Genomic DNA, 21,631 nt, shown 5'->3' with positions numbered 1-21,631 from the left:
ATATTGTCGACCTTTCTATCATAGGAACAAGCTGATACAATTGCATCAACCAATTCCGGAGTTTCAGCCCGACCAATTCCGGCGCAGAAAAGGGTGATTGCATGAAAGGGAGCCTCCGTTGGAAGCCCGATCAAACCTCAAAGATTCCCATTTTCAAGCAGATCGCCGGCCATCTGAAGGAGAGAATTCTCTCCGGCGAATGGACGGCCGGCTCCCGGATCCCTGCGCAGCGGCAGCTTGCCGGGCAGTTCGGCGTCAACCGGAGCACGATCGTCACCGCCCTCGAGGAGCTCAAGGCCGAGGGGCTGCTGGAGGGAATCACCGGCTCGGGCACCCGGGTGCGCAGCACCCCCGCCGCCGGCCCGGACTCCTCCCGCTCCCTCGACTGGGACGCCTACATCCGCCGCGGCATCCACATGCCGAACCTCCCTGCCGTGCAGGCGATCAACCGGGCGGAAGCCGACCCTGCGGTAGTGCGGCTCGGCACAGGGGAGCTGGCGCCGGAGCTGATCCCATCCGGGATGCTCCAACGCATGCTGGGGCGCCTCGCCCGGCAGCCTCTGCCCGGCGGCTACGAGGAGCCGCTCGGCTCCCCGGCACTGCGCAGCGAGGTCAGCCGGCACCTGGCGGGATACGGCATCACGGCCTCCCCTTCGTCGATCCTGATCGTCTCCGGTGCCCTTCAGGCGCTGCACCTGATCTCGATGGGCATTCTCAGGCAGGGTGCGACCGTCTTCCTCGAGAACCCGTCGTACCTGCATTCCATCCATGCCATGCCGGCCGTCCACACGAGAATGGCCGGCATCCCCATGGACGGGGAGGGCCTGCGCGTCGACCGCTTGTCCGAACACGCAGAAGACATGAATGGCGCCGTCCTGTATACGATCCCCTCGTTCCATAACCCTTCCGGGATCGTCATGTCGGGGCCACGCCGCGCCGAGCTGCTGCGCTTCTGCACGGAACACGGTCTCCCCCTGCTCGAGGACGACGTCTACCGGGACCTGTGGCTCGATGCCCCGCCTCCGCCGCCGATCAAGTCGATGGATGCCGGAGGGATCACCCTCTATATCGGAAGCCTGTCCAAGACGCTCTCCCCCGGCCTGCGGGTCGGCTGGGTCGTCGGTCCGCAGCCGGTGGTCGAGCGCCTCGCCGACATCAAGATGCAGACCGATTACGGCACAAGCTCGATCTCCCAGGCGCTGGCCCGCGAATGCCTTGCCGGCGGCCTCTACGAGGAGCATCTGCTCCGGGTGCGGGAGCAGCTCCTCATCCGCCGCAGCGCCATGCAGGAAGCGCTGGAGCAGCACTGCCAAGGTCTGCTCGAGTGGAGCACGCCCCAGGGCGGCTTCTACATTTGGGCCAAGGTGCCGGCCCGGTCCGGGGCCAAGCCCCTGTTTCAGCGCATGCTGAAGAAGGGCTTCCTCCTGAACCCCGGCTATGTCTACGGCCCCTCGTGCGGGGCGTATCTGCGGCTGTCATACGCCTATGCCCCGATCCCCGACATGCAGCGGGGCATTCGCGAGCTGGGCGCTCTGCTGCGTCAGTAAAGCAGACTCAGGAAAGGAGTCTGCCCGCCCCAAATGCAAACAGCCCGCCGTCCCCGAAGAACGGCGGGCCTCACCTAAGCTGTACCACACAGATAGATGATCAGTCAGAACACGATCCCGCCAAGCACGAACAGAACGTTCATCCAGAAGTGCAGCAGGATCACAGGCAGGAGTCCCCTTGACCTCACCGCCACCCCGCCCATCAGCAGCCCGAAGAACGAGAACAAGGCGCAGATGCTCCATGGGAAGCCCAGGGAATAATGGTAGAATCCGAAGCCCAGGGCCATGGCCAGCAGCCCCCTTGTCTCGCCTAGCCGATCCGTGAACCGGCTGAGGACATACCCCCTCCAGAGCACTTCCTCGAGCGGAGCGTTGATTGCCGCAAACAGAAGGGCATACAGCAGAATCCGCCCCAGATTCGCCTGCTTCCAGTCCATCACCCAGACGAAAGCGGTTAGCGTTACCGCGGCAAAAATAAGCAAAAACCTCCAGATCGGGTCCCGAAGGAAGCCGCTGAAGATGAACGGAAAATAGATCGTCTCCCGGAAGCTTCCCCGCTTCAGATAGTTCACCCGGGGCGGGTCCATCCGGTTGGCAAAGTAAAACGGCACCAGAAACCCTATCAGGCTGAGCCGCGAAAGGGAAATGACCGCTTCCCGATCCCCCGGCAGGGCATGGAACAGCGGAACCAAACAGGTATAGATCACATAACCGGCCATGTAAGCGGCAGTTGCAGCCGCCGCCCCACGGTAAGACGCATGGGGCCGGAACATGGAAAGAAGCAGCAGGCCCGCAGCCCCCGCCGCAGTATAACCCAGGGGCAGAACCTGCACCCCAATAACGGCTCCCACGAATAAGCAGGCCATCAGATAAGCAGATCGGTCTCGGTTCAAATTCATAATCTCCCGGAACAACAGTGAATTCGGCACGGGGCAGCCAGGTACTGACGAAGCTTCGACCCATACGATGTGTAACCCAGTGTAGCACCCCCTCTCAGGAAAGAAAAGGAAGACTATCGATTCAAGAGAAGGACGCGGAGGGGAAAGCAGAAAAAAAAGACCGGGCCGCGAGGTCCTCCTCACAGCCGGTCCAACACAGTAAGATCCACAGAAGCGGATAAAACAGCCTGTCCCTGCGAAGAACGAAGAACGACAGACCCGCACGCCCGTTCCGCAGCATAGACTCCTTGCCTCTAGCCGTGCAGCAGAGATTCGGCGACGTCAATATAAACGGCCGTCCCGGTAATATGGCTGGATTCGTCCGAAGCCAGGAACAGGACGAGATCGGCCACCTGCTCCGGCCGGCCCGGGCCGCCTTCGAGCGGCTGCCCGCCCTCCGGAAACTCGACCGGAATCCGGATCTCCTCAAGCTCCGGCACCGGATGGGTATTGCGGCCGATATTCGTCTCGATGGCTCCGGGCACACGGCATTCACCCGGATCTTGAACTGCGCCAGCTCCAGGGCGGCCATCTTCATGAACGCCACCTGCCCCGCCTTGGTCGTGCTGTAGGCACCGAAGCCAAAGCCGGAGAACACGCGGTTGCCGTTGATGGAGCTCGTAATGACAATGCTGCCGCCTCCCTCTTTCAGATGAGGAATCGCATATTTGACGGCGGCGAAGGTGCCCCGCAGATTGATGGCGATCGTCTCGTCCCAGTCGCCGGTCTCCATCGTCTCGATCGGGGCCACCGTGCCGTTCACGCCTGCATTGGCGAACACGATATCCAGCCGCCCCCAGCGGGCGGCAGCCTGCTCGATGCCCGCCTGGATCTGCTCCGGGCGGGAGACATCGCACTCCACCACCATCGCCTCGCCGCCTGCACGCTCAATGGCCTGCCGCACTTCTTCAGCTTCCTCCACCGAACGATCCAGGAGACAGACCTTCGCCCCATGCTCCGCCAGCCGGAGGGCCGAAGCCCGTCCGATGCCGGAAGCGCCTCCGGTGACAACCGCCGCCCTTCCTTTTACACGCTGCCCGCTCATCTCCCCTACTCCCCCTTCAGGCGCAACCGAATTGGACTTACACGCTGTCATTACCTTTAGAGGAAGGGAAATGAATCATGCCGATGCCGAAAGTCTTCACGCGGGACGCAGCATGCGCAGGATCAGCCTGTTACCACCAGCGCGCTGTCGTAGATTTTCTTCAGGCCCGGTCTGCCGTCCTCCACCTCGAAGGAAACGCGGGTCTCGATCGGCGCATCCGGCCGGCTCACATAAGGAAGCACGAGATAATCCGCCTGGAACCGGTCCGGCGTCAGCGTGCAGCGGACATAGCCGCGCTGGGTGTTGTGGAAGCGGATATGCGGATTCTCCGCCAGGATTGTCGCCGTATTGGCCGCCGTATCCGCACCGTCGCCCCCCGAAGAGATCGAAGTGCCCACGAACTCCACCCCGATCACCGGGGACGCCGGATCATGGTAATCCGCCTTGATCTCATTGGCATAATTCGCGTGGACGTCGCCGGTAAGCACCACCACGTTGCGGACCCCGCGTTCCTTGATGAAGTTCACGATCCGGTCCCGGTTCGCCGAGTAGCCGTCCCAGGCATCCATGCTGACAAGCTCCGCATCCCCCTGCTTGAAGTCCCGTTTGGCGAAAAACACCTGCTGCGGAATCACGTTCCAGCGTGCGGCGGAGGCACCGAGCCCCTCCAGCAGCCAGCGCTCCTGCGCGGCACCCATCAGGGTCCGGTTCGGATCCATCGACGCCTCGTTCGGCTCCTTCGAGCCGTCGCCGTTCGCCTGGTCGTCGCGGTATTGGCGGGTATCCAGCACGCTGAATTCCGCCAGATTGCCGTAAGTCACCCGGCGGTACAGCTGCATCTCGGTCCCGTACGGCAGCGAGGAGCGGCGAAGCGGCATGTGCTCGTAATAAGCCTGGTAGGCCGCCGCCCGGCGCTGTACGAACGGCTCGACCGGCTGGTCCTTCTCCGGGATCGGCCCCGCGTAGTTATTTTCCACTTCATGATCATCCGTAGTGACGACCCAAGGGAACGCCTCGTGAGCGGCCCGCAGGTCCGCATCCGACTTGTACAGGGCGTACCGGTTCCGGTAATCCTCCAGCGTCACAATCTCCGGACTGTTGTGATAGCGGACCTTGTCCGTGCCGACGCCGCCTTCGTAGATATAATCGCCGAGGTGGAACACAAGATCGAGGTTCTCTTTGCTCATATGCTTGTAAGCGGTGTAATATCCGTCCTGCCAGTTCTGACAGGAGGCAAAAGCAAAGGTCATTCCCGCTACCGCGCTGCCGTAAGGCGGGAGCGTCTTGGTCCTGCCCACCGGACTCTCCACATTCCCTGCATGGAACCGGTAGTAGTACACCTGATTCGGCTCCAGCCCTTCCACTTCCACGTGTACCGAATGCGCAAGTGCCGTCCGCGCGAACTCCACGCCATGCTTGACTATGCGGCGGAACTCCTTGTCGAGCGCCACTTCCCAGCGTACGGGCACGTCATGAGACGGCATGCCCCCGCCGTTCAGAGGGTCCGGTGCGAGCCGGGTCCACAAGACTACGCCGTCCGGAAGCGGGTCACCCGAAGCAATCCCGAGGGTAAAAGGATAGCTCTTGAAGAACGCCTCCGCACCGATCTTCGGCGGTGACTGCAGCGCACTCGCCAGCGTAAGTCCGAATGAAACCGCTGCCACCTTGCCGGTTGCGCGGAGGAACCCCCTCCGGTCCATGGAGGAAGCCCCGAGCTTCTCCATCATCTGCTGCAGCAGGCCAAGCTTGTCCTGTTCCATGAATTCCACTCCTTTTGGCGTCACGGTTATAGAATCAAATACATACGTTTAACAATATAGAACTCCAATGTTAGAAGGACATCAGCCCCATGTATGGATTCTGTAAAGAAGCCGGCACCGGCACCCGGCCTGTTTCAAAACTGGAAGGGAAGTGTAAATAAAAGAGGGAAGCGAGCAAGGAACAGCCGGACATCTTGAAGGATGGACACAACCAGAAAGAGAGGTCAGGACATGATTACATCCAATTCGAACAGCGAGGCCTTTTTCACGAGCATCGATGACATCATTAACTTTTACTCCAGCCAGCATCAGAGCGCAGACAGCAAAGAGACGGACCTGGATTCCCATACAGAGGCAGGCGCCAACCGGCCGGACTAAGCCGCCGCCGGGGCGTACGGGCCCTCATCCGTTTTACATAAGAGGCATCCGCCCGCTATAAGCAAACGGCCGGCAGACCCGCGGGGAGAATCTCCTCGGCGGGTCTGCCGGCCGTTTTGGGGTGCCCGCTCCCGCTCCGGCGCCGGGCCTACCGGAGCAGGCCGCCGCTCCAGGGGCGCCCCGGCCGCATGGGGCGGCAGAACATTCACAACCTGCGCATCAGCGACTCGAACGGGCCCCTTCCGAACCGATTCAGCCATCTCCCCGAGAGCAGCAGGGCCGCCGCATAATAGCCTGTGCCGTACAGCAGGGCAAAAGGCAGCGAGCCGTTCTCCAGCGCACCGAGAAATTCCAGCAGGCCGAGCCCTGCGATCACATGCAAGACATAATGGGTAAGAGCCATCTGCCCTGCAGGAATCAGACGGGCCGCAAGGGCGCTTCCCTGCAGCCGGTCAGCCGCATAGAGGCAGAGCAGAATCACGGCCGCCGCCATCCCGCCGGCCGAGAGCATGTAGAATAAGCCCGGAGGCATCGGCTTCGTGCCGAACAGATAGGCCGCCCCCTCCTCGTCAAGGTAGGGGATGGAAGCGCTGCGTGCCGCGAAGGCCGTCGCCTCGCTCAGGAACCCCACCCCCAGAGAGACGAGCAGCCCCCTGCGCCGGACCGCCTCATCCCTCAGGGACAGCCTGCCGAGCCACATCCCGAAGACGAAGAAAGCGAACCAGGGCAGCATGGGATGATAGCCGTTGAACCACAGGTTCCGCAGGAAGCCCTCCGGCGTCCAAAAATCAAGGTATTGGTGAAACGCCGGGTCCCACCCTGTGCGGTAATCGAGCAGGAGAAGCTGGCCCTGGGCGCACACGAGCAGCCCGGCCGTCCAGACCAGCAGCGCCCCGGACGGAGCCCGGATCAGAAAGGAGCCCAGGAACAAATACAAGGCATAATAATGCAGAATATCCGCGCTCCACCCCGCCAGGAGAAGTCCGATGCCGAGCAGGAACAGATACAGGGCCCGCTTGCGGATCACCGTCCGGCTCCGCCTCCGTTCCCCCGCCTCCCCCTGCCGGGCCCGGCGGGTCATCAGCGACAGGCCGATCCCTGCGAGCATCACGAACACGGCGGAGGACCGGCCCTCGAGCAGCCCGGCTGCCCCAGCCAGCCAAGGCGGACCGCCGGCTTCGGCCCCCATCGCAATCCTGTAGTTCACCAGGATCATGCCGAAGACCGCGAGCGAACGGGCCAGATCCAGGCCGGTCAGGCGTTCGGCCGCCCCCTTGGCCTCATCTTTTACCATACGTCACCTCTTATCTCAACACTTGTTCCACGGTATAGCTCCACAACCGCTCATAATCGAAGGCCACGCCCAGCCCCATATAATTGTCGATCCCGTCCACGATCATGGTGAGCTGCTCCGCTTTGGCCCGCAGGTCCTCCCCTTGTACGATGCCTAGATCGGCACCGTGGCGGAGAAGCTCATGAAACCCCTCCACATAGGTTTGGATCACAGCCATCATGGCGGACAGAATGCTTTCCTCCCGTGTGCTCTGAATCATGAACTCTTTCATCAGCAGCGAATAATGCGGGTCGCTGCGCTGTTCCCCGATCATGCGAAGTCCGCAGCCGGTCAGCTGCTCCTTATAATTGTCGACCGTAAACGAAGCGAGGGGAAAATACTTTCCGAACCGGATCTCGCTGCAGACCGCCTCAAGCAGAGCACCGAACAAGGCCTCTTTGGACGGAAAATAGTAATAAACCGCCGGCTTCGAGATGCCGACCTCCTTGGCGATCATCGACAGGCTCGTCTTCTCAAACCCGTGACGGGCAAATAATCGGTATGCCGATTCCAAAATCAGCTCCTGCGTTGACATCGGGATCCCTCCACTTAATTTACTTACTGGTAAGTAAACAAATCATAGCGCCAACCTGTAAAATAATCAAGTATTTTCCAGAAACAAAAAAGAACAGGAGGTTCTTCACGAGGAGGAACCTCCCTGCCTGCGGCAGGGCCAGTCATAGCGAATCGCGAAGCAGACAGCGGAGGCACCGTTCATTCAACGCCCGCTCTCACGCCGTACCGATCTTCACGCCGAGCTCGATCAGCCACCGGCGGTAAGCAACCGAGAGCACGTCGGCCTTATGGTTCAGCTCCGCCTGCAGGTCCAGCGGCAGCAGCTCCGGCTTCTGCGTCTCGATGATCCAGACGTCCTGCTCGAAGACGGTGTTCTGGAATTCGATGAACTGCCTGTCGTCCACATCAAAGCCATAATTGCGGGAGACGGCCATGTAGACGGTGCACTCCTTCTCGGTTACCGGCAGCACCGTGAGCAGGATCCAGAGAGTCTGCCCGGTGGCCGCATCCCGCTTGGACAGACGGGCCGCGAGCGGCCGAAATACCTCCTTGACGTATACGTACGTCGTTCCCTCCTTCGCCTCGGAGCCCGAGTGGGCTACCGGCTGGAAGATCGGCACATCGCCGGTATAGACCCGGCCTTTCTCCTTGTAGACCTTAAAGTCCGGCAGCTCCGCATAGTCAGGATGGCCGAGCAGCCCGCCGTGCACGAACATCAGGTGGGCAAAATCCGTGAAATTCTCGATGACGCGGGTTCCGGCCGCCTTCACCTGGTACGGCCCGCAGGGGAGCGGACGGTAGCCGGGATTCTCGAACTCCTCGAAATCCGGCAGCGGGGCCGAGGGTTCGCCGATACAGACCCAGACCAGCCCGTACTTTTCCATGCAGCGGTATTGCTCCGCCCGGGCCCGCGCCGGGATCTTGTCCTCCTTGCTCTGGGCGGGAATGCAGACGCAGGCCCCATTCCCTTCATACTTCCATCCGTGGTAAGGACAGACGAGCGTCTCCCCTTCCACCCAGCCCTTCGACAGCATGGCCCCCCGGTGGACACACAGGTCCCTGAGCGCATGCACCCCCCGCTTCGTGCGGAAGACAGCGACCCGTTCGCCCAGCACGGTCACGGACAAAGGCTTATCGTTCAGCTCCCCGGCAATGCATACCGGATGCCATTCATTCTCGAGCACCGTATCTCTTAACATCTCAGCCGTATTCATGGGAAGTTCCTCCTCGGGATGGGAATAGGGTTATTCGTTGACCAGCTTTACCGTACCGTCGGACAGCTTGCGGGTCACTTCCGCAATCCGGTCCTTGACCTCCTGCGGCACCTTGCTCTCGAAGCCGTGGAACGGGGCAAGGTAGACGGCACCGTCCTTCACACCGATCGTCTGGGCCTCCGGCTTCATCTTCTTCTCCATCATCTGCTTGACGACCACCGTCATGGCCTTCGGATAGTCCTTGATCACGCTTGTGACGACGGTATCCGGAGCGCTCGGGTTCTGGTCCTGATTGGAGCCGACCGCAAGCACCCCCTTCTGCTTCGCCGCTTCAATGCCCCCAAGACCCGCCTGGTTGGCGTTCGTCATGACGACATCGGCCCCCTTCTCGATGAAGGAGATCGCCATCTCCTTCGCCTTCGCGACGTCGCTGTCATCTCCGGTCATGGCCGTCAGCACGTTGATCGAGGGCTCGACCGCCCGGGCCCCTTCGGCGAAGCCCTTCACCGAGTTGGCGATCGGAGGAATATTGGAGCCCCCGATCGCAGCGACCGTCTTCGACTTCGACATCAGCGCCGCCACCGCGCCCATGAGATAGCCCTGCTCCCGGTCGTTCACGCTCAGCGATGTGACGTTCGGAGCCTGCGTGATCGTCGAGGAGTTCACCAGGAACCAGGTATCGGGAAACTCCGGCGCAATTTCTTTCATGACATCGCCATACTCGAACCCATGCCCGATGATCACGTCATACCCGTCCTGCGCGTACCCCCGGATGAATTCCGCCGAGTCGGAGTTGCCCACCTTCTCCGAGAAGACCGTGGCTGCCCCGAGCTCCTCCTTGATCTTCATCAGACCCGCATGCGCCGTCGCGTTCCAGCCGTTGTCGTTCACCGGTCCCGGCGTCAGCAGCGCCACCTTGAACTCCTCCTTCTTCGGCGCCCCTTCCTCAGCCGCCGCCCCGCCCGCAGGAGCGCTGCCGCCGCACGCGGCAAGCACGCCCATCGCCAACACCATACACAATCCCAGCACCATGCTCCGCTTCGTTCCCATCGTTCATCCCCCGCCCGTCCTCATTGTAAGTTGGTGATCCGGTATAACCTCTAAGTTCACGATACGTGAAAAAGGTTCATTGGCGGTCCGGCACCCTGTGGTTGAGATCAGGAAGCGCCGCTGTACAGCCTCTCCCGAGAACCTCAGTGGATCAGGCGCCGGATTCCACGCCGGCCATGAGCAGGCCGATCCGGTCGAGATCCGCCTCCTCCCGGTCCATCGTCTCGAGCAGCCGTCCCTTGTAGATCACGGCGATCCGGTCCGAGAGCGCCATAATCTCCTCGAGCTCCGTCGAGATGAGCAGGATGGCGCATCCCTGCTCCCGCGCCTCGAGCAGGCGACGGTGCACATATTCCGCCGCCCCGACATCCATGCCCCGGGTCGGCTGCATCGCCACCATGACCCGCGGATGAAGCATGAGCTCCCGCGCCAGGATGACCTTCTGCTGGTTCCCGCCGGACAAGCCGCCGACCCGGTGCCCCGGCCCCGTCGCCCTCACGGCGAAGTCGCGGATGCTTTCCTCCGCACAGGCCCGCATTCTCCGGCGGCGCAGGAACCCGCCAAGCGAGAACCGCTTCCCCCGGTACTGCTTCGCGATCAGATTCTCGGCGATACTCATCTGAAGCATCAGCCCTTCCTTGTGCCGATCCTCGGGGATATAGGCGGCACCGAGCTCCGTCATGAGCCGGGGATGCGGCCGGTCGAGCTCCCGGCCTTCGAGCCGGATCTCCCCCGCATCCCGCCCCCGCAGGCCGAACAGCACCTCGGCGAGCTCCCGCTGTCCGTTGCCGTCAACGCCCGCGATCCCGAGGATCTCGCCTTCCCGGATGCGCAGCGAGAGATCCCGCAGCAGCGGCACGCCCCGCTCCGAGGCGCAGATCCCCTCCACCCGGAGCCGCACGGCCGTGCCGGAGGCCGCTCCCGTGCGGACCGGTGCCCGCACGTCCCGCCCGATCATCAGCCTTGCAATCTCGGCGGGGTTCGTATCCTTCATCTCCAGCGTGCCGGCCAGGCGGCCCAGCCGCAGCACCGTCACCCGGTCGCAGATCGCCTGTACCTCCTGCAGCTTGTGCGAGATGAAGATGATCGTCTTGCCCTGCGCTTTGAGCGCAGACAGCACACGGAACAGATCCTGCACCTCCGGCGGGGTGAGTACGGCGGTCGGTTCGTCCAGCACGATGAACTCCGCTCCGCGGTACAGTGTCTTGACGATCTCGACCCGCTGCTGCTGCCCGACCGACAGGTCGCCGAGAAGGCGCTCCGGCTCCACCTCCAGGCCGAACCGCTCGGAGAGGCGCCGGATCTCCGCACAGGCCTCCTTCAGACGGAAGAGAGGACTGCGCCCCTTCATGCCCAGCACCACATTCTCGGCCACCGTAAGCGCCGGAATAAGCATGAAGTGCTGGTGCACCATGCCGATCCCCGCTTCCATCGCCTGTCCCGGCGAGGTGAAGCGGACCGGGCGCCCGCGGAACCGGATCTCGCCCTCATCGGGAACAAGCATGCCGCAGAGCATGTTCATCAAGGTGCTTTTGCCCGCGCCGTTCTCCCCGAGGATCGCATGAATCTCGCCCCTGCGGATCGACAGGGAGATGCCTTCATTGGCCAAGAAAGCCCCGAACCGCTTCACCAGGCTCCTCGTCTCGAGAATCGTGTCCGGCTTATGCCCGCAATCCGCCGCACTCTCTCTATCCATGGCATCCATCGCATCCATCGCATTCATCGCATTCATCGCATCCATCGTTCTCATCGTTTCCTCCCCTTTCACCGCTTCCCCTATCCATTCAGCCGCTGCGGTTCGCCAGACTCTTGTATGCCGCACCCGTCGCCGCCGGCTGCCTGCTGCGTCCGGAGAACCAGGCCAGGGCAGCCATCGTGAGGAGGTACGGGAACATGAGCATGAACTGGTAGGGCAGCTCGATGCCCAGCGACTGGAACCGCAGCTGCAGCGCGTCGGCCCGCCGAACAGCACGGCGGCCGACATCGTCCCGCCGGGAGTCCATCTGCCGAAGATCACCGCGGACAGCGCGATGAACCCCCGGCCGGCGACCATGTTCTCCGTGAACTGGTTCAGAATGCCCAGTGAGATCGAGCTCCCGGCCACACCCGCCATGATGCCGCCGATGACGGAACAGAGGTAGCGGACCCGGTGCACCTTCACGCCCAGCGTATCCGCCGCCAGCGGATTCTCCCCGACCGCCCGGACCTGCAGCCCCCAGCGGGTCCGGTAGAAGAGGAAGGCCGTCAAGGGCACAAGCAGGAAGGCGGCGTAGGCGAGCACATTCTGCCGGAACAGCGCCTCCCCGAGGAAGGGAATGCCGCTGAGCAGCGGAAGGGGGACGACCGGGAACCCTTCGACCTTGACGGCCTCCTGGCCCATCCCGAGCAGACTCCGGCCGAAGACGGTGGTCAGACCCAGCCCGAGCAGGTTCAGCGCCGTACCGATGACAACCTGGTCGGCCCCCGTCGTAATCACCAGGAAGCCGAAGAGCAGCCCTACTACGGCTCCGACAGTGACGGCGAACAGCAGGCCCGCCCCAGCGCTGCCGTAGGTGTGCGCTCCGAACACTCCGGCCAGGGCGCCGATCAGCATCATCCCCTCCATGCCGATGTTGAGGATACCGCTGCGGGACATATACAGGAGCCCTATGCCGGCGAGCAGCAGCGGCACGCAGAGCCGGATCGCGGCGGCCAGATAGCTGACGATGACTTCTTCACTCATGATTGTCCCTCCCGTTCCTTCAGCGGCAGCACGATGGCGGCGGGCTTCACGGCACCGCCGGACAGGCGCTGCGACAGCACGTCCACCAGCTTCGCCCTGAGTCCCCCGAACCAGTAGCGGTTGCATACGACCAGGATGATGATGACCGCCTGGATCACATAGACCAGCGAGGTCGACGTGCCGGTCAGCCGCTGCATGGCATTGGCCCCGCTGCGCAGGCCGCCGAAGAGCAGCGCCGACCCGATATTGCCGATCGGGTGCGCGCCGCCCACCAGCGCCACGGCAATCCCGTCATAGCCAAAGCCCGGCGAAAAGTTCTGGAAGAGCCGGCTCTGCACGCCCGAGATTTCGACGAAGCCGCCGATGCCGGCCGCCGCTCCGCTCAGCATCATGACGAGCAGCAGATTGCGCTTCACCGGCATCCCCATCACCCTTGCGGCCTTGGCATTATAGCCGGCGGAGCGGATCTCATAGCCCCAGACCGTATGCTGCAGCACCACATAGAGCAGCACGGCGAGCGCGATGGCGATGACAAAGCCGTAATGCAGCCGGGAGTCGAACAGCTTGCCGAGGACGGCGGTCTCCGGCAGCCGGGCCGTCTGCGGCAGGTTTGCGCCGGCCTGCTTCAGCGGTCCTGTGACCATATAGCTCACGAGATAGATGGCGGCGTAGTTCAGCATGATCGTATTGATGATCTCGCTGGCCCCCCGGCCGACCTTAAGCGCACCCGCGATCCCGGCCCACAGGGCACCCCCGAGTATGCCGCCCAGCAGGCAGAGCGGCAGGTGCACGTACAGCGGGAGCCCCGGCACATACAGGGCCGTGATCGTCCCGAGCAGCGCCCCCATGTAGATCTGACCTTCCGCCCCGATGTTGAAGAGCCCGCACCGGTAAGCGAAGGTATACGCCAGTCCCGCGAAGAGCAGCGGGGTGGCTTTGACCAGTGTTTCCTTCCAGGCATTCGCACTTCCCGCCGCCCCGTCCCAGATCAGGTGGTAAGCCGCAAGCGGCGATACCCCCGCCGCCAGCATCACCAGTCCGCCGGCGAGCAGTGCCGCCAGAACGGCACCTGCATAGAACAGTACCTCCACCCCGGCCTCCACCCAGCGGGGCGGCGTTCCCCTTTTGTCCCCAAGCAGCTCCTGCATGCCTCCCGAACCCCCTTCGCTTCCTTCGTCCGACCCGCTTTATTCCACTATACCGAACACGGGATACGCGGCCGACAGCCGCTCCCGGAGCCGGTCCACCCTCGCCTGCGCCCGGCGCAGCACCTCGTCCTCGTCCACCAGGGTGCACCTCCCCCGCTCCACCACCACCCGGCCGTCCACGATCACCGTATCAACATCGTTGCCGTTGGCGTTATAGACCAGCGCGGAGGAGCAGCGGTGGACAGGGGCGATATGCGCCTTCTGGAGGTCGACGATGACCACATCCGCCTTCCGGCCCGCCTCGAGGCTTCCGAGATCATGTCCCCTGCCGACGGCCCGGGCGCCGTTCTTCGTAGCCAATTCGAGCACCTGCATCGGAGGCAGCAGCGTCGAATCCATCCCGTTCACCTTGTGCAGGCAGGCGGCGAACTTCAGCACCTCGAGATTATCCTGGCAGTTGTTGCTGCCGGGCCCGTCGGTGCCGAGCGCCACATTGATCCCCCGCTCCAGCATCTCCGGCACCCGGGCCACCCCGGAGGCCAGATACATGTTCGACACCGGACAGTGCATCACCGACGCCCCGCTGTCCGAGAGGAGCTCCAGCTCCCTGTCGTCGAGCCAGATGCCATGCACGACCTGTGTGCGGCTGCCGAGCAGCCCGACGGCCTCCACCAGCTCGAGATTCCGCAGCCCGAAGCGGCTCATCGTGTTGTCGATCTGGTCTCTCGTCTCCGCCACGTGGATGTGCGTGATGAGCCCGTGGCGTTCGCTGTACCGGGCCGACTGTTCGAGGAACTCCCGGGAGCAGCCGTACAGGTTGAGCGGACCCATCGCGATGCCGATCCTCCCCGAAGCCGCTCCCTGCCAGCGGTCCAGCAGCGCGTCTGTATTGGCGAAGATGTCGCCGATCCGCTCGCTGAGCCGGGGCTCGTAGCTGAGGTCGACGCCGCCCCGCGCCATCTGTCCGCGGATTCCCGACTCGGCCATCGCCCGCAGCACCCCTTCGTCGCTGCCGGCATGCGTATGAATGTAATGATGGTCCATAATATAGGTGGCGCCCGACTTCAGGTTCTCGATGCATCCGACCAGCGCCGCCAGATAAAAATCCTCCTCCTCCATCGCCAGCGCCCCCGGCCAGATGATCTGGCGCAGCCACTGCGAGAGCGGCAGATCATCCGACACGCCGCGAAGGTATGTCTGGAACAGGTGCGTATGCCCATTGATCAGACCCGGGAGCACCGCCTTCCCTCCCGCGTCGATGAGCACATCCGCCCGCGAAGCGAGCTCCTCTTTGCTGCCATCCGCCGGCCAAGCCCCCACCTCGGAGATCCGGTCCCCCTCCAGGTACAGATATCCTCCCGGAATGACTTCGTTAACGCCATTCATAGTGAGAATCGTTCCGTTTCGGATCAACATTCTACCCAATAATTAACACCACCCTAACATGAATAAGACTCAAACAACAAGATAACACGATCTCCATCTGCTTTTTCAGAACATTGTGTTAGTTTTTATGACGCAAGTATACTGGCACCCTTCATGCCAGTCAATCCCTTGTGTAAACCATTTTCCATTAAAATCAGCATGAAAGAATAGTCATAGACGAATTCAGATTACGAATGGTATGATTATTGACAAAATTATTATACAAATTGAAACCTTACACCATTCTTCCGCACGCTTAAACGAACAACTCGTAAAATTTGGCCTTCTGGAGGTTGTGACCATGCTTCTCCCCCAAATCGACCCGATCGATCAGGAAATTATCCGCCTTCTCCATGACAATGGACGAATGTCTTACGCCAAGATCGGCGAAACCCTCAATCTCTCCCGGGTCGCCATCCAAAAACGGGTGGAAGGGCTGATCGCGGACGGCATCATCGAGAATTTCACGGTACGCCTGAACTCCGCCCGGCTTGGGAAATACATCTCCGCCTTCTTCGAAGTCCGGGTGGAGCCGCGGTTCGTGGAGCAGGCCGGCAATGCTCTTGCCGAAGAGCCCGAAGTCATCAGCATCTACCAGATGACCGGGCCCAGCACGCTTCACATGCACGCCCTGCTGAAGGATGAGGAGGCGCTGGAGACGTTCCTGTTCCAGAAAATCTACACGCTCGAAGGCGTGGTGAACGTCGATACCCATATGGTGATCAAGCGGTTCAAGCAGGGAACGGGTCTGGAGCTCTAAGCACGCACGCCAAAAAGCCCCACAAGATCCCCTATGGGAGCTTCGTGAGGCCTTTGACAATCCCTTTTTTAGAATTCGGGGAACTGGCTGCTGTAATTGGCGAATTGGGTGCGGATCTTCTCGATCTCGGCCGCATCGGCCGCTTTCATCTTGTACCAGCCCTTGCGGAACATCGTATCGAACACCTGGAACTGGCTGTTGTGAATGTCGCTCAGGATGCCCTGCACCGTCTCGTGGAGCTTCGGGTTCTGCATCTCCTGCAGCCCTGTGTTGAACCCGCCGGAGAGGTATTTCTCAAAGCTCAGCAGGTCGTTGATATAATCCCTGTCATTCATCTCCGGAGTCTTCACCTTCGGAAGCTGGCCCGTCTGCGGATTCGCAATCTCCACTGTCATCTTCTGATCCTCCCTGGACGCCTTAGTGTAAATGACCCAGCAGCTGCTGGTAGTGGCTGAGGTGCTTCTTCCCCGTCTCGCGTATCAGCGACTGGATCTCCGGATCCTGGCAGCGGTTCGCCAGATCGGCGCATTTCTTCATGGCAAGCAGCTCCCAGGACATGAAGTCCTTAAGGTAATGCAGCTCCTTGTCCGACAGCAAGCTGCGGTCGGAGGTCATTTGCTGTTGGTTTTCCTGTCCAGGCATGGTCATCTTCCCTCCTCGTTATCGGGCTATGGCGCCGGCTAGGTCAGTTTCAGCGCCGTCTGTATGTTCGTCAGATCCAGCTTGACCTGCTCGTTCACATCATGAGGATGATAGAAGCCCCGCTCCACCATATACGCGGAGATCTGCTCATGGAGCAGAATCGCCTCATTGAGATGCTGTGTCAGGATCGACTTGATTTCCGGAGTGGCCGTCTCGGTCACCGCCATGGCATAGTTGCGCACCCCGCTCTTGGCGGCGATGAGCAGATCCATCGCGATCACCTGGTCGGTCATCGTATGCAGTCCCGTCATACGCTCGAGAATCGTATTCATATCGGCCTACTCCCCTCCTATGTCGTCGCCTTGGACAACAATTCGTTCAGATCCTGCAGCTGGCGCACCGACAGGGCGACATCCTGCTGCATGATGCTCTTCAGCGCCTCGTCGGATACAAGCATCTGCATCGTCTGCGACTTGGTCATGCAGTTCGTCTTGAATGCGGCAATCTCATGCAGTTCCAGGACTTCGTGCAGTGCATACTTCTGCTGGTCCATGTCCCCCCGCCTCCTATGGCTTCAAGACGACCTTGATGCAGTCGTCCGTCTTGGTATCGAAGATCTCGTAGCCGTGCTTCGCATCGGAGAGCGGAAGCACATGCGTGACCACATCGCCCGGATCGATCTTCCCCGAGGCCACAAGCTCATACATATGCGGCATATAGTGGATCACCGGGGCCTGTCCGGTCCGCAGATTAACGTTGCGCTGGAAAATGTCGCCGAGCGGGAATGCGTTATAGCGTCCTCCGTAGACGCCCGTCACCTGAATCGTTCCCCCTTTGCGAACGGCCTGGGAGGCGATGACGAGGCCGCCCATCGCTCCCCCCTGCAGCTTGACCCCCGAAGCCAGGAACTCCAGTGGCGACATCTTGCCGCTCATCCCCACGCAGTCAATGACGACGTCGGCCCCGCCCTTGGTGATCTCCTTCAGATGATTGCCGATGTTCTCTTCGGACTCGAAGTTCACGATCTCCACCTTGTTCACCCGCTTGGCATGCTCGAGGCGGTAGCCGACATAGTCGACGGCAATGACCCGCTTCGCTCCCTTCAGCCAGGCGAACTTCTGCGCGAACAGCCCTACCGGGCCGCAGCCCAGGACAATCACCGTATCCCCGTTCTTGACTCCCGCATTGTCCACGGACCAGAAGGCCGTCGACATGGCGTCGGCGATCACGACGAGCTTCTCATCCTCGACCTCGTTGCTCTCCGGGATCTTGAAGGAGGAGAAGTTCGCGTAGGGCACCCGCAGGTATTCCGCCTGTCCTCCCGCGTAGCCTCCCGTGGTCTCCGAATAGCCGAAGTATGCGCCCATATCCCCGTGCGGATTCGAGTTGTCGCACTGGCTTTCCAGATCATGCGTGCAGTAATGGCAGTGGCCGCAGGCGACGTTAAAAGGAATGATGACGCGGTCGCCCTTCCTCAGCTTGGTTACCTCGGGCCCCACTTCCTCCACAACGCCCAACGGCTCGTGCCCGATAATAAAGTCGGTCGGCATGTTCGGGATCATTCCATGAAGCAGATGCAGGTCGGATCCGCAGATGGCCGTAGCCGTGAGGCGGATGATCATGTCATCCGGCTTCTCGATCTTCGGATCGGCCACTTCCTTGACCTCGATCGTTTTGATCCCTTGATACGTTACGGCTTTCATGGCGGCGTATCCTCCGATAGTTATTTGTTAGGCGTAGCGAACATCCCGAGCCGTGAAGTATCCCCCGGGAACAGGTCAAGACCCGCGATCTGCACCGTCGTCCGGGCCGACCGCATGTCCATCTCGTGCTGCTCGGGCAGATTGTAGACATGAAGCCATCCCTTGCTCAGCATGAGCTGGGAGATTTCTTCGTGCAGGGCCAGCGCCTGATTGAGCTGTTCCCGGATCAGGGTCCGTGCTTCGGGGGTAATGCACTCCGTCAGCGCAATCGCGCAGTTGCGCACCCCATTCTTGGCGGCCATAAGGAAATCCAGCGACAGCATGCTGTCCGTCATCTTCGGCATTCCTTCGGCGTTCCGGGGGTCAAGGAAATCTTCCATGAGCTTTACACCTCCTGCTGTCGTATGTTAGTGAACCGGAGCATCCGAGGCGAATGGAGCTTTGGTATACAGGCTCTGCAGTGCCTTGATGGCCTGAATGGACTGCTCCACATCCTTTTGCATAAGAGCCCTCAGCTCCTGATCGAAGACGAGTCCCTGCATCATCTTGGACTTGGCCAGGCAGAGCGTCTTGAAATTCAGCAGCTCATGAACCTCCAGCGATTCGTGCGGCGCCAAACGGTTCTGGATCATATCTATGTTCACCTCCATGGCATGCAGCATTGGTATTATACCCTTGTATTACCTGCTCATACGGCTTGCGGCAGGGCAGGGAGGCTGCAGATGGATTGCCAAAAAATCATAGCGGTCGACTGCCATCACCGGATGATGTGGAAAATGATATACTGACGCACAACTACGGTGAAACGGAGCGGCGGCATCAGATGACGGGTACGAGCTGATGCGTGTCATACTTTCTGAAATTTCAAAAAGGCTATCCGTGCCGGACGCCCCATTGAGGGATCCGGTGGATAGCCTTTTGGCTGTGTTTCGGGCTGTATGAGCTACATCCACTTCTTCTGGAAGGCGGCGATGTGCCCGTACTCTTCCTTGAGCAGGCGGGAGAGGCGCACGTAGATGCGGCTCAGCTCCTGGTAGGCCGGCACATGGGCCGGGTTCGGCGTATGATGGTGCGAGCCGCCGACCATCTCCGATACCGCTTCGAGCGAGTCGATCTCGCCGAGGGCGTACATGCCGAGGACCGCCGCGCCGAGGCATGAGCTCTCGACGCTGACGGGCACGTGCACGTCCCTGTCGAAGATGTCGGCCATCATCTGGCGCCACAGCTCCGAGCGGGCGAAGCCGCCCGTCGCCTGGATGCGGCTCGGCTGGCCGATGAGCTCCTGCAGGGCCATGAACACCGTGTACAGGTTATAGATGACCCCTTCAAGCACGGCGCGGATCATGTGCTGCTTCTTGTGGTGCAGCCCGAGCCCAAAGAAGGAGCCCCGGGCGTTGGCATCCCACAGGGGCGCCCGTTCACCCGCAAGATACGGGTGGAAGAGCAGCCCGTCCGCCCCCGGCTTCACCCGGGCGGCAATCTCGGTGAGCACCTCGTAAGGGTCCCTGCCGAGCAGCGAAGCGGTCTCCATCTCGGAGACGCAAAGCTGGTCCCGCACCCAGCGGAAGATCATGCCGCCGTTGTTGACCGGGCCGCCGATCACCCAGTGCTTCTCCGTCAGGGCGTAGCAGAAGATCCGCCCCTTGGGATCGGTCACCGGCCGGTCCGTTACGCTGCGGATCGCGCCGCTCGTGCCGATCGTGACGGCCACCGTTCCCGGGGCGATCGCGTCGACGCCGAGGTTCGACAGCACGCCGTCGCTGGCCCCCACCACGAACGGCAGGTCCACAGGCACGCCCATCTCGGCAGCCCATTCCACCGGAAGGCCGGAGAGCGCGTGCGTGGTCGGCACCGGCTCGGACAGCCGCTCCGGTGTAACGCCGGCCACGGCCAGCGCCTCGGCGTCCCAGTCCAGCGCCTCCAGGTTGAAGAGGCCGGTCGCCGAGGCGATGGAGTGGTCGATCACATAGCGTCCGAACAGCCGGAAGAAGACATACTCCTTGATCGAGACGAACTTGTACGTCTTCGCGAAGAGATCCGGATCCTCGTGCCTCAGCCAGGTCAGCTTCGACAGCGGAGACATCGGATGCAGCGGCGTGCCGGTCCGCAGGTAGATCTCGTGGCCGTTCATCTCGCTGCGGATCCGCTCCGTCCAGGCGGCGCTCCGGTTGTCCGCCCAGGTGATGCAGCGGGTCAGCGGCTGCCCGGCCTCATCCACGGCGATGACGCTGTGCATGGCGGAGCTGAACGAGATGCAGAGCAGATCGGCAGGCACAATCCCGCTCTTCTGCAGGGTATATTTGATCGTCGAAGTGACGGCCCGGAAGATCTCGTCCGGGTCCTGCTCCGCGATTTCCGGCTTCGGGGAATGAAGCGGATATTCGATATTATGGCTCGCTACCAGGGCTCCCTTCGTAGTGAAGAGAACGGACTTCGTGCTCGTCGTCCCGATATCGACGCCGATGACATACTTCTTGCTCATAAGGCTTCTCCTCCTTGACCGCTACTCTTCCGACCGCACCACCGCGTGGCCTCCGAACTCATTACGCAGCGCAGCGACGACCTTCCCCGAGAAGGTATCCTCCTCCTGCGAGCGGTAGCGCATCATGAGGGACAGCGTAATGACCGGCGCGGCGGCTCCGTAATCAAGCGCCGTCTCGACCGTCCAGCGTCCCTCCCCGGAGGAATGGGCGACGCCCTTCAGTCCGCTGAGATCCGAATCCTTCGAGAAGGCCCGCTCCGTCAGCTCCATGAGCCACGAACGGATGACCGAGCCGTGGTTCCACACCCGGGCCACCTTCTCGAAGTCGAAGCCGAACGGACTCTTGTCCAGCAGCTCGAAGCCTTCGGCGATCGACTGCATCATGCCGTATTCGATCCCGTTGTGGATCATCTTCAGGAAGTGCCCGCTGCCGCTCTCTCCCGCATACAGCCAGCCGTTCTCGACGCTGAGATCACGGAAGAGCGGCTCGACGCGGCCGAACGCTTCCTTGTCTCCGCCGACCATGGCGCAGATCCCGTGCCGCGCCCCTTCCGTGCCTCCGCTCGTGCCGACATCAAGGAAGAAAATGCCCCGTTCCCGAAGCTCTCCGGCCCGGCGGATCGAGTCTTTGTAGTGCGAGTTGCCCCCGTCCAGGATGATATCTCCGGAGGAGAGCAGGGGAGCCAGCTCCCGGGTCACCTTCTCCGTCAGCTCGCCCGCCGGCACCATCAGCCAGACGATCCGGGGCGCTTCCAGCGCCTCCACGAGTTCCTTCAAGGAAGCGGCGCCCTGCGCTCCTGCCTGTGAGGCCTGCATCACGGCGCCTGTATTCACATCGAAGGCGGCTACCTCATGACCGTGATCCAGCAGATTATAAGCAAGGTTCAGGCCCATTTTGCCAAGTCCCACTAATCCCAGTTTCATTTCGTTTCCTTCTCCTTCCGAACACTCCGGTTCTTTATATATAC

Annotated in this window: 21 protein-coding genes and 1 pseudogene; 3 read left to right on the top strand and 19 right to left on the bottom strand. The window is 61.6% G+C overall.

The genetic code is table 11. The features are described from left to right. The first annotated feature begins 101 nt into the window (after positions 1–101). Positions 102–1,547 (top strand): aminotransferase-like domain-containing protein, encoded by a 1,446-nt coding sequence (locus PM3016_RS03895; RefSeq protein ID WP_014368488.1) that lies wholly within the window; start codon positions 102–104, stop codon positions 1,545–1,547. A 104-nt stretch (positions 1,548–1,651) separates the two neighbouring features. Here PM3016_RS03895 and PM3016_RS03890 read toward each other — a convergent pair whose 3' ends face one another. The 3 genes and pseudogenes from PM3016_RS03890 to PM3016_RS03880 form a co-directional block, all read right to left on the bottom strand. Further along, positions 1,652–2,446, bottom strand: coding sequence for a CPBP family intramembrane glutamic endopeptidase (locus PM3016_RS03890; protein WP_238540433.1), 795 nt, complete (start codon positions 2,444–2,446; stop codon positions 1,652–1,654). Between the two features lie 293 nt (positions 2,447–2,739). Beyond that, positions 2,740–3,530: pseudogene (locus PM3016_RS03885) on the bottom strand (SDR family oxidoreductase). A gap of 122 nt (positions 3,531–3,652) precedes the next feature. Then, entirely contained in the window at positions 3,653–5,290 is a 1,638-nt protein-coding gene (locus PM3016_RS03880) for an alkaline phosphatase D family protein (RefSeq protein WP_014368485.1), read from the bottom strand. A gap of 231 nt (positions 5,291–5,521) precedes the next feature. Between PM3016_RS03880 and PM3016_RS38385 the strand changes: the two genes are divergently transcribed. Then, positions 5,522–5,668 carry a hypothetical protein gene (locus PM3016_RS38385; RefSeq protein WP_013914587.1) on the top strand — a complete coding sequence of 49 codons (147 nt, stop codon included), beginning with the start codon at positions 5,522–5,524 and terminating at the stop codon, positions 5,666–5,668. Positions 5,669–5,873: 205 nt separating this feature from the next. On the opposite strand, the gene PM3016_RS03875 is transcribed toward PM3016_RS38385, so the two are convergent. The 7 genes from PM3016_RS03875 to PM3016_RS03845 form a co-directional block, all read right to left on the bottom strand. Then, the gene (locus tag PM3016_RS03875; protein WP_014368484.1) at positions 5,874–6,962 is read right to left on the bottom strand and encodes a DUF418 domain-containing protein; all 1,089 of its coding nucleotides are present in this window, start codon (positions 6,960–6,962) and stop codon (positions 5,874–5,876) included. Between the two features lie 10 nt (positions 6,963–6,972). Then, positions 6,973–7,536 carry a TetR/AcrR family transcriptional regulator gene (locus PM3016_RS03870; protein WP_014368483.1) on the bottom strand — a complete coding sequence of 188 codons (564 nt, stop codon included), beginning with the start codon at positions 7,534–7,536 and terminating at the stop codon, positions 6,973–6,975. 196 nt (positions 7,537–7,732) lie between these two features. Further along, on the bottom strand, positions 7,733–8,731 hold the full coding sequence (locus PM3016_RS03865) for an aromatic ring-hydroxylating dioxygenase subunit alpha (RefSeq protein ID WP_014368482.1): 999 nt from the start codon (positions 8,729–8,731) through the stop codon (positions 7,733–7,735). Positions 8,732–8,761: 30 nt separating this feature from the next. Then, the gene (locus PM3016_RS03860; RefSeq protein WP_014368481.1) at positions 8,762–9,781 is read right to left on the bottom strand and encodes a BMP family protein; all 1,020 of its coding nucleotides are present in this window, start codon (positions 9,779–9,781) and stop codon (positions 8,762–8,764) included. 151 nt (positions 9,782–9,932) lie between these two features. After that, a complete protein-coding gene (locus tag PM3016_RS39105) occupies positions 9,933–12,503 on the bottom strand; it encodes an ATP-binding cassette domain-containing protein (protein ID WP_014368480.1) in 2,571 nt (856 codons plus the stop codon). Beyond that, on the bottom strand, positions 12,500–13,651 hold the full coding sequence (locus PM3016_RS03850) for an ABC transporter permease (RefSeq protein ID WP_014368479.1): 1,152 nt from the start codon (positions 13,649–13,651) through the stop codon (positions 12,500–12,502). The genes PM3016_RS39105 and PM3016_RS03850 overlap by 4 nt, the downstream gene beginning before the upstream one ends. A gap of 39 nt (positions 13,652–13,690) precedes the next feature. Beyond that, positions 13,691–15,037, bottom strand: coding sequence for an amidohydrolase family protein (locus PM3016_RS03845; RefSeq protein WP_014368478.1), 1,347 nt, complete (start codon positions 15,035–15,037; stop codon positions 13,691–13,693). 340 nt (positions 15,038–15,377) lie between these two features. Between PM3016_RS03845 and PM3016_RS03840 the strand changes: the two genes are divergently transcribed. Beyond that, entirely contained in the window at positions 15,378–15,836 is a 459-nt protein-coding gene (locus PM3016_RS03840) for an Lrp/AsnC family transcriptional regulator (RefSeq protein ID WP_013914578.1), read from the top strand. Positions 15,837–15,904: 68 nt separating this feature from the next. Here the strand turns inward: PM3016_RS03840 and PM3016_RS03835 are convergent, their stop codons facing one another. From PM3016_RS03835 to gnd, 9 genes are all read right to left on the bottom strand, one after another. Further along, positions 15,905–16,231, bottom strand: a complete 327-nt coding sequence (locus PM3016_RS03835) for a spore coat protein (RefSeq protein WP_013914577.1) — start codon at positions 16,229–16,231, stop codon at positions 15,905–15,907. 22 nt (positions 16,232–16,253) lie between these two features. Then, positions 16,254–16,478: a hypothetical protein gene (locus tag PM3016_RS03830; protein WP_014368477.1), complete on the bottom strand. Its 225-nt coding sequence runs from the start codon at positions 16,476–16,478 to the stop codon at positions 16,254–16,256. A 38-nt stretch (positions 16,479–16,516) separates the two neighbouring features. Continuing rightward, positions 16,517–16,810 carry a spore coat protein gene (locus tag PM3016_RS03825; protein WP_013914575.1) on the bottom strand — a complete coding sequence of 98 codons (294 nt, stop codon included), beginning with the start codon at positions 16,808–16,810 and terminating at the stop codon, positions 16,517–16,519. A gap of 17 nt (positions 16,811–16,827) precedes the next feature. Next, positions 16,828–17,031, bottom strand: coding sequence for a hypothetical protein (locus PM3016_RS03820; protein ID WP_013914574.1), 204 nt, complete (start codon positions 17,029–17,031; stop codon positions 16,828–16,830). A gap of 13 nt (positions 17,032–17,044) precedes the next feature. Then, positions 17,045–18,181, bottom strand: a complete 1,137-nt coding sequence (locus PM3016_RS03815) for a zinc-dependent alcohol dehydrogenase (RefSeq protein WP_013914573.1) — start codon at positions 18,179–18,181, stop codon at positions 17,045–17,047. Between the two features lie 20 nt (positions 18,182–18,201). Further along, positions 18,202–18,561 (bottom strand): spore coat protein, encoded by a 360-nt coding sequence (locus PM3016_RS03810; RefSeq protein WP_013914572.1) that lies wholly within the window; start codon positions 18,559–18,561, stop codon positions 18,202–18,204. A gap of 27 nt (positions 18,562–18,588) precedes the next feature. Beyond that, positions 18,589–18,813, bottom strand: coding sequence for a hypothetical protein (locus PM3016_RS03805; RefSeq protein WP_013914571.1), 225 nt, complete (start codon positions 18,811–18,813; stop codon positions 18,589–18,591). Positions 18,814–19,124: 311 nt separating this feature from the next. Then, the gene (gene gntK, locus PM3016_RS03800; protein WP_014368475.1) at positions 19,125–20,663 is read right to left on the bottom strand and encodes a gluconokinase; all 1,539 of its coding nucleotides are present in this window, start codon (positions 20,661–20,663) and stop codon (positions 19,125–19,127) included. Between the two features lie 21 nt (positions 20,664–20,684). Continuing rightward, a complete protein-coding gene (gene gnd / locus PM3016_RS03795; protein WP_013914568.1) occupies positions 20,685–21,587 on the bottom strand; it encodes a phosphogluconate dehydrogenase (NAD(+)-dependent, decarboxylating) in 903 nt (300 codons plus the stop codon). Between the last annotated feature and the right edge of the window lie 44 nt (positions 21,588–21,631).

The organism is Paenibacillus mucilaginosus 3016 (assembly GCF_000250655.1).
Lineage (GTDB): Bacteria > Bacillota > Bacilli > Paenibacillales > NBRC-103111 > Paenibacillus_G > Paenibacillus_G mucilaginosus.
The sequence above is the reverse complement of the archived record's forward strand: the minus strand, read 5'-3'. Positions and strand labels throughout refer to the sequence as shown.